The sequence below is a fragment of the Flammeovirga aprica JL-4 genome, from assembly GCF_012844305.1.
Classification (GTDB): domain Bacteria; phylum Bacteroidota; class Bacteroidia; order Cytophagales; family Flammeovirgaceae; genus Flammeovirga; species Flammeovirga aprica.
The window spans coordinates 65,681-72,843 of record NZ_JABANE010000041.1 but is presented as its reverse complement, the minus strand read 5'-3'; the positions used below and the strand labels follow the sequence as shown (position 1 = coordinate 72,843).

At 35.0% G+C, this 7,163-nt stretch carries 5 protein-coding genes; 3 read left to right on the top strand and 2 right to left on the bottom strand.

Annotation, left to right across the window (positions count from 1 at the left end):
* Positions 1 to 170: 170 nt before the first annotated feature.
* Positions 171 to 1,094, bottom strand: coding sequence for a 16S rRNA (cytosine(1402)-N(4))-methyltransferase RsmH (gene rsmH, locus HHU12_RS15865; RefSeq protein WP_169657730.1), 924 nt, complete (start codon positions 1,092 to 1,094; stop codon positions 171 to 173).
* Between the two features lie 6 nt (positions 1,095 to 1,100).
* Positions 1,101 to 3,413: a sensor histidine kinase gene (locus HHU12_RS15860; RefSeq protein ID WP_169657729.1), complete on the bottom strand. Its 2,313-nt coding sequence runs from the start codon at positions 3,411 to 3,413 to the stop codon at positions 1,101 to 1,103.
* Positions 3,414 to 3,763: 350 nt separating this feature from the next.
* On the opposite strand from HHU12_RS15860, the gene rimO reads away from it, so the two are divergent.
* The 3 genes from rimO (at position 3,764) to HHU12_RS15845 (ending at position 7,124) form a co-directional block, all read left to right on the top strand.
* On the top strand, positions 3,764 to 5,083 hold the full coding sequence (rimO, locus tag HHU12_RS15855) for a 30S ribosomal protein S12 methylthiotransferase RimO (RefSeq protein ID WP_169657728.1): 1,320 nt from the start codon (positions 3,764 to 3,766) through the stop codon (positions 5,081 to 5,083).
* Positions 5,084 to 5,271: 188 nt separating this feature from the next.
* Positions 5,272 to 6,162: a tetratricopeptide repeat protein gene (locus tag HHU12_RS15850; protein ID WP_169657727.1), complete on the top strand. Its 891-nt coding sequence runs from the start codon at positions 5,272 to 5,274 to the stop codon at positions 6,160 to 6,162.
* A gap of 506 nt (positions 6,163 to 6,668) precedes the next feature.
* Entirely contained in the window at positions 6,669 to 7,124 is a 456-nt protein-coding gene (locus tag HHU12_RS15845) for a hypothetical protein (RefSeq protein WP_169657726.1), read from the top strand.
* The last annotated feature ends 39 nt before the right edge of the window (positions 7,125 to 7,163 follow it).

Here is a 7,163-nt window from a genome sequence, read left to right as displayed (position 1 = left end):
GAAAAACATTACTATAAATGTGGTAATTTTAGTAACGGATGTAGCTAGATCAACCTAAAATAGCCATCACCATATTTTGCATTAAATTTTGGAGAGTATAAAATAAAAACCTTTCCCAATTCAAATATTAGGAAAGGTTTCTTTTATATCCTCAAAAAAGTGTTCACAGGTTACTTCTTATTGTCTGCAGGCAACTTAATCGCCACCCTTAATTTAGCACTTCTCGCTCTTCTATTTCTAGCAATTTCCTCTTCAGAAGCAGTGATAGGCTTACTTTTCAAAGGCTTCAATGGGCGTAAAAGATTACCATAGAAATCTTTGTTCATTTCCCCTTCAAAATTACCCGTTTTGAAAAAGTTCTTTACTAAGCGATCTTCTAAAGAATGGTAAGATTCAATTACAAAGTAACCGCCTTCTTCTAACACTTCAGCACCTTGCTCGATCATTTCTTTAAGCGTCACCAATTCCTCGTTGACCTCAATTCTGATCGCTTGGAAAACTTGAGCATAGAAGCGATTTTCTTTCCCTCTTGGTGCCATTGGCTTTAAAGCATCCATCAACTGTTGCGTTGTCTCAATTTCTCCAGCCGAACGAGCATGAACAATCAAGCTTGCCGCTTTGTGTGGTTGATTTAATTCTCCGTAAAGCTTGAACATTTTTCGAAGCTCAATCTCTTCATAATCGTTGATAACTTCTTTAGCACTTAAAGCACCGCTTTGAGCCATACGCATATCCAAAGGAGCGTCACCTCTTGTAGAAAAACCTCTCGAAGTTTCGTCGATTTGATGAGATGAGATACCAAGATCTCCTAAAATTCCAGCAACTTGCTTGATACCGTTCAACCTCAAATACCTTTTCAAGTATCTGAAATTAGCAGCACAGAAAATCAGACGGTCATCATTTATTGCCTCTGCATTTTTCTTAGCATCAGGGTCCTGATCAAAAACCACTAATTTTCCCGTAGTCAAACGGCTTAATATTTCTTTTGTGTGTCCTCCGCCACCGAAAGTAACATCAACATAAGTTTTAGTAGGGTCAATGTGTAAACCGTCTACACACTCTTGCAGCATTACTGGAACGTGATAATCACTCATATTTTTTTAGAACTCGTTTTTTAAATCGTCTTCACCCTCTAAAGGGAGAATAATAGAAAATTCTGTATAAGAATCTTCATCCGAACTATCGTTTTTATATTTTGAAGAAACCATAATTTCACCACCGTGTTTTTTTATGATTCCATAAGAGATCGATAAACCAAGACCTGTCCCTTCACCCACTTCTTTGGTAGTGAAGAAAGGATCGAAGATTTTATCAATAATGGCTTGAGGCATTCCCTCACCATTATCTCTTACTTTTATATTGACAAACTCATCTCCTTCAGTAAAAGAGGATGAAACTAGGATTTTGCCAGTGTCTTCATTTACCGCTTGAATCGCGTTATTGATGATGTTCATAAACACTTGATTCAACCTGCCTGGCAAACATTTTATTTCAGGTAAATCGTCTTGAAGATCCACCTCCACTTCAACATCCTTTTTCTTTGCCTTATTATTTAGAATTGTGATCGTGGATTGAATTCCCTCATTGATGTTGGCACATTTGAAAGTATCTTCATCTAGCCTTGAGAATGTTCTCAATCCCAATACAATTTCCTTCGTTCGTAGCGCACCTTCCTCAATACCATTAATCAACTCCTTGATTTCTTCCGTAATGACAGAAACCTCAATCTCCTCAGCCAATTCATTGATTTCTTTTACTCTCTGTTGGAAAGCTTCTTTACTTTCAAACTCTTTGGTCAGATCATTACAGTTTTCCAAAAGACGGATCAAATCATCAATATCATCTTTCAGAGGCTGTACGTTCGAACTTACAAAGTTAATAGGGTTGTTGATTTCATGTGCAATACCGGCTGTTAACTGACCTAAAGAAGCCATTTTTTCTGAGTTGATCAGCTGAACTTGTGCTGATTTCAGTTCCTGCATTGCTTCTTCCAGCCTTTGATTGGTAAACATCAAACTTTCAGACTGTTGACGGAGTTCTTCTTCAGAAGTTTGAATTTCATGATAAGCTTCTATGATTTTCTTCCTGTCATTCTCACGATCATCCAACATTTTATTGGCTAAAGTGGCCAATTGATCAAACTCAGCATAGGCCAAACGGTCTTTGTTGATTTTGACATGTTCTTTAGAAGCCTCGTCAAAGAAATTAGAAAACTCCTCAATATTATTTGTGATTCCTGTAGCCACCTTTCTTAATCTCCACCAAAGAATTGCTATTAATAAAGTGGATAACGATAGAATTCTAAAAAGTTCAGTAGTCAGTTCAGTGATCAGCAAACTTCTTTTAGCCGCAATCTGATCATCCAATTCATCAAGGTAAACACCGGCCCCAATGGTCCAGTCCCATTCCTTAAAATAAATCACATAAGAGAATTTCCTAGTGATATCATCAGATTTAGGTTTTTTATAATCGTAATAATAAAAACCGCCTTTTTTGTCTGTATTCATTAAGATAAAAGGAAGATCTTTAAAATAAGTAGTGTCACCATTTTCATCAGTAATAGGCAAACTTGTCAGCTGTTCATCTGTCAACTGATAAGCCTCCTCGAAATATTTCCAGTCCATCAACAAAGGGTTTCCTCTTTTGTTGACAAACAAATAACCATCTTTTCCAAAATGAATAGATGACATACGTTCCAATGCTTGAATCTGCATATCTTTCGTTACATCATCCATATACTCTCCAGTGCCAATGACTAAACCCAAAGGCTCAAAATACCTTAAATAGGAAGTTTTAGGAAACTGTTTTTGACCTTTCTGTTCCGGTTTGATCCAGTAATATTGAAAAAAGCCTTTTCCTTTTGTTTTGGCAATTTCCATTTCTTTTTTAATGAAATAATCTCCTTTTGCATCTTGAAGGTCCATAATAGATTCACCTTCAGATTCAGGAGAAGACGCATTCATTACACTATAACCGTCTATGTGATCAATGAAATAATATCCTCTATTATTATTAAAGCGAATAGGTCGTAAAGAATCTTTTATCAGGTCTATAATTTGTTTTTCGGAGAGTCTGCCCTTATTTCTTTTGTAGATATTGTCAACAATTTGAAAAGCTTCATCCACTCTGTTCACCAGATTTTCTTTCAGCCTTTTTTCAGTATTTCGTTCTAGGTATTGAATGTATTTAAAAGCATTTTCTACTTCGTTTACGGTTACATTTTTCTGTTTGCTCGTAAACTCAGTTTCTAATTGATTGACATCGATTTTGTAATCACGGAGCTCTTTGATAGACCAAATCCCAACCAGAAAAGTAATGGCAATTACTGACAAGGTCATGACCGGAATGAAAGTAGCTTCAGATACTCTTTCTTTCTTTTCTTTATGTGTATTATTTTGCTCGAAGAGCTTCATGCTATTTCAGTTAAATTACAGAAGTCAGTGATAAAAAATCAATTAATTTGCCACTAACTGTTTTCACAGGTTAATGACACAAAAATATCTGTTTTTCCCGTAATATTGATATATAAAGTAGAGTTTAAAGTAAAAAAATAAGAGTATTTAAGCCAAGAAGATATTATTAAAAAATCACTCGCTAATTCTTAAGGTTATTAAATGACTAACATCTCTTTAATTAAATAGGTTGTTATGCAAGTATTTATCTGATATTTTTGCAGAACTTATTTTGCTCGAATACCATTTTTATGGAATTGAAAAGTAAAATATAGTATTCTCATTAATAAGAAATTTAAAGAAGTAATCTCTTGAAAACCAAGACACTTAAAGAAAATAAAGTCAACATTATTACACTCGGATGTTCTAAGAATATTGTAGACTCAGAGGTAATTATGACTCAGTTAAAAGGAAACGGCATTGACGTAGTACATGAAGCGGAAGATGATAAATTCAATATTGTATTGATCAACACTTGCGGATTTATCGGTCATGCTAAAACTGAATCTGTAGAAACTATTCTTCGTTATGCTGATGCTAAGAAAGAAGGTTTGGTAGATAAAGTGTATGTTTCTGGCTGTCTGTCAGAAAGATATAAAGAAGATTTGGTACAGGAAATTCCTGAAGTAGATGCTTTCTTTGGTACGCGTGAAGTACCGAATTTATTGAGAGCATTGAATGCAGATTATAAAAAAGAACTTCTTGGAGAGCGTTTGTTGACTACAGATAAGCACTTTGGATACCTGAAAATTGCGGAAGGTTGTGACAGACCATGTTCTTTCTGTGCCATCCCATTGATGAGAGGAAAGCACGTTTCAGTGCCGATAGAGGATTTGGTGAAGCAGGCTGAAGATATGGTAGCTAAAGGCGTGAAGGAATTGCTTTTGATTGCTCAAGATTTGACTTACTATGGATTGGACATCTATAAAAAGAGAAGATTGGCTGATCTTTTAAGAGCACTTTCTGATGTTGAAGGTCTAGAGTGGATCCGTCTGCACTATGCTTATCCAACTGGTTTCCCTATGGATGTGCTTGATGTTATGGCAGAGAGGGATAATATTGCTAATTACTTGGATATTCCATTACAGCACGGTTCAACAGAGATGTTGAAAAGAATGAGAAGAGGTACAACGAGAGAGAAGCAAGAGGAATTGATCAACAAGATCAGAGAAAGAGTACCGGGTATTGCTATCCGTACTACTTTGATTACAGGTCACCCAGGTGAAACAGAAGAGGAGTACAATGAAATGTATGATTTCGTAGAAAGAATGCAGTTCGAAAGAGTAGGGGTATTCACTTATTCTCATGAAGAAGATACGCATGCTGGCGATGATATGGAAGATGATGTGCCGGAAGAGGTGAAACAAGACCGTGCAGATGAGATTATGCAACTTCAAGAGGAAATTTCTGATGCATTAAACCAGAAGAAAGTAGGTAAAGTATACAAAGTATTATTTGACAAAATTGAAGGAGGTTATTTTGTTGGTAGAACAGAATTTGACTCACCTGAAGTAGATAATGAGGTTTTGGTACCTGTATCTGAAGAAAACCATGTTCGTTTAGGAGACTTTGCAAATGTTAAAATCACAAGTGCTGAGCCTTTCGACTTATACGGTGAAGTTGTTAAATAATAAGTTAAAAAATACTAGCTATCTGATATATCAAAAGCATTTATTAAAAAAGATTTGAAAAATTGCTTAGAAACTATTAGAATAGTTGAATAAATACGGAAAGACATGAAAAATCACTTTAGAGTATATTTTTCATGTCTTTCGTTGTAAAGAAAGTAACTTGTAAGATTTTTTAACATTAAAAATATATGAATACGATTTTAACGCTACTAATCGTCTTAAATATATTTTCTGACCATAATGGAATAGGAAGAATAGCGGAAGAGAACAAACATAAATCCGTCGCTTCTGAAGCTTTTCAAGCCAAAGATTATAAATCGGCTATTGAAGCTTATTCTTATTTAGTCGATTCTATGAATGTACAAGATGAAGCGGCTATGCTTGGATTGGCACATTCGTACTTCCTTTCTGAGGACATGGAAAATGCTTTGCAAAGATATGTTAGACTTCAGAATGCAGAAGATAAGAAGATAGCTTCTACTGCTAATCAACAGTTGGGGATTTTAAAATCTCAAGAGCAGAAAATTGATGAAGCTTTAGAATTTATGAAGCAAGCGATAAAGCTCGATCCTGAAAATGTTGCAGCTCGATATAATTACGAATTATTGCTGAAACAGAAAAAAGAACAGGAAGAGCAGGAACAACAAAATCAGGATCAGAATCAAGATAACCAAGATCAAAACCAAGATAATAAGGAAAATCAAGATAAGGATCAGAAGGATAAAAACGAAGATAACAAAGATCAGGAGGGAGACGACAGCGAGGAGAATAAAGATCAAAACGAAGAAGGCGATAAGCAAGACAATAAAGATCAGAAAGACTCTAAGCAAGGAAAAGACGGAGAACAGGAGGAGAATAATGAGCAAGAGGGTGAACAAGGTGAGGAGACTGAAGAGGAGCGAAAGGAGCGTGAGAAGGCTGAGGAAAAAGCTAACTTCGATAACCGTATGGAGGAAATAAAAATGCCTGCCTCTCAAGCCCAAATGATCTTGGATGCATTGAAAAACAAGGAAGTACAATACTTCCAACAACAAAAGAAAAAATCGAAAAAACAGGATAGAAATAAGCCAGATTGGTAAACCTTCTTTTCTGAAATTTTGAATTATAAAATGAAAAGAGAGCTCAATGGAATGAAGTTGAGCTCTCTTTTTTTGTACCCGAGAAAGAGGTGTTTGTTAATATCTGAAGTTTTTGTATAACCATTTCTAGGTATTTTAAGGCGTGTGCAGGTGGTTATTGGCTGGTATTTTTTGATTTTTCATTTCAAATTTAAATGTTTGTGATATCAGTATTGCTCCTCTTCTATAAAGAATAACTTTTTTAAGTATCTAGTTCATTTTACCCGATTAGATTTTTTATGTAGAACTTATGGAATGGGTGATTTTCTATTACTGATCTACTAATAAACTTTTTCTTCTTTTTGAGAATTTAAGTACCTGACAGAAAAGACAAAATTCTTTACTCTTTTACCCCCTTTCATACAGAATAAGAGAGTGGGGCTGAAATAATTTTCAGGCGATGTGTTGTGCTTTTCAATCCGAAAGTTATTAGTGACTTATTTATTAAAACTTCAATTTTATTCATTATGAAAAACAATTTTTTGAGAGCTGCTTTTATCTTCATTATGCCTCTACTTTTTACAGCATGTTTTGAAACAGATGACGAAGAGATCAACCCAGACAATACTTCAAATTCAGCTGGTGCTAGTATTTTAGTGAAAATGAGTACAACATCTTTAGCGTATGAATGTTTGAGTACTTATGACGATGGCTACGTAAATATCAGAGTCTTAAAGCCAAATGGCACTGAAGCACTAAATAAGCAGTATAAATTAAATGCTTACAGTTCAGCTGAAGGTGCTTATGAATTAACTGTGACTTTGACAAGCATTTATTCAACAGGGGATTGGACAATTGAATATTATGACAATTCAGGAAACCTAATGGAAACAGAAACTGAAAATATTTCTGAATCTGATGTAGAAAAAGAAAGAACAGGTAGTGTTCACGCGAGTATCTCTAAATCTGATGCTGGTTGCTAATGCACATTATATAAGAATCCCCTCGAAAAGTAATAATAC